Source organism: Prevotella rectalis, from assembly GCF_900607215.1.
Classification (GTDB): domain Bacteria; phylum Bacteroidota; class Bacteroidia; order Bacteroidales; family Bacteroidaceae; genus Prevotella; species Prevotella brunnea.
The window spans coordinates 200949-202569 of record NZ_LR027821.1 but is presented as its reverse complement, the minus strand read 5'-3'; the positions used below and the strand labels follow the sequence as shown (position 1 = coordinate 202569).

Genomic DNA, 1621 nt, shown 5'->3' with positions numbered 1-1621 from the left:
TGGAACGCCGAAAATATGGCGAACGACGGTCTTATGCCATCTTCACCAAAGGTCCCAGGGGGCATCGAGCCCCCTAAGACCTTGCCGAAAATATGACGGAACTTAGGTGTTGTCCATCTTCTTTTATGCAAGTGCACTGACTTCAAATTTAAACTATATAATGTTAATGTCAAGTCATTCAGTAAATAAGAAAATATTTGACAAGTAAAACAGAAATACATCGTCAGATCTGACAAGTGAATTCAGGAAAAGACATCCCACAGTCATCGTTTTCCAAAAGCTTACCTTTTACATTCCAAAAGCTTACCTTTTGCATCATAAAAGCTTAGCTTTTGAACGGCAAAAGCTAAGCTTTTAAAATACGCTTTGTAAATAATTGATTTTCAGGCTATTCCATGTTGCTTGTTTTATGCCGTTGCAAAGCCCTTTTCTCTGTTGGTGAATCATCGTGAAATTGCGTCCATCCACAGAGGTAAATCAATGAATCATCTTCAATCTGCTTCCGTTTACACCCATGGAAAGGGCAAGGCATGGGTTTGGCAGTGGCTTAGGGGCGGGCATAAATCAATACCGTGCGAATCTTCCCGCGCCAAACCCACAACTGCAGTCCCATGCCATCGAAATCATAGACGTGCTGGTTCTGCCCCTTGCCGTTGTTCTGCGGGACATAGATGGTATCTTCATCATTGGGTTTCGCTCCGGTCATGCTCAGGAATTCATCGAAATTCATGCCCAACAAGTTGGTTCCGGCATAGAAACACGACTCCCACGGAAAGATGGTGTTCACGATGCCCGACTCACACCACAGTTCTACCTTCTCCACCGGGAACACGTAGCAATCCATTCGGAACGATTCTTCCTCATAGACTTCCTTTCTATGGGGCAATTGCAGATAGTCGTCGATGGGTGCGCCCACCTTGAAAATACCGTAGCCTTTCTTCGGCTCCAATGTTGCCTTTGTCTTCTCTTCCATAGTTTCTGTACCTTATTTTATGCAAATATAATTTATTTTGCACGATTTGCGCAATGATTAATAGCTTTTAACGCTATGGTGCTGATAAAAGCAAAGGCACGAAGCGTATTCGCTTCGTGCCTCGTAATTGTAAAAAGAAGCTTTGCCAGCTTCGTTTTCGAGCTTGATTTCCGGTTCGCGCCTCTCGGCGTTCCCCATCCATCTTGCATCGATTGTTATCCTTTCACATCTTTCTTTCCTTTTCTGACTAATCCTGTCCTGAACAATCTTTCTTTTTTTTTACCTTTTAATGACCTATTACCCGATTAACTCTATTTTATGGATTTAAATATAACCTGAAACAATCTTAATAACCTAAAACGTTCGAATACTCCATTACAAAGTTTACTAAAACTTTACCATGAAAACATTGCAAAGGTAAACATTCTTTTTTTAAGACGCGAAAGTTTCCGACCGCAGAGTCAACCAGCAAGTGCAAAATTATAAAACGTATTTGAAGAATTCACACTTTGGAGTAGAAAAGTTTAATTTTTCTCTCGGTCTTTCGTTCAATTTCTTTTGTATCGACATAATTCTCTTGTCTGTGTAATGTTCAAACGAATCCTTTTTCGGTATATATTGTCTGATTAGTTTATTTGTATTCTCAAT

1 protein-coding gene and 1 pseudogene are annotated in these 1621 nt (G+C 40.5%); both read right to left on the bottom strand.

The features are described 5' to 3' along the window. Nucleotides 1-547 precede the first annotated feature (547 nt). Complete coding sequence (locus tag E0E16_RS08070; protein ID WP_130829893.1) at nt 548-973, bottom strand: hypothetical protein; 426 nt, start codon at nt 971-973, stop codon at nt 548-550. Nucleotides 974-1453: 480 nt separating this feature from the next. Next, nucleotides 1454-1621: pseudogene (locus E0E16_RS14640) on the bottom strand (IS30 family transposase); the annotation flags it as partial.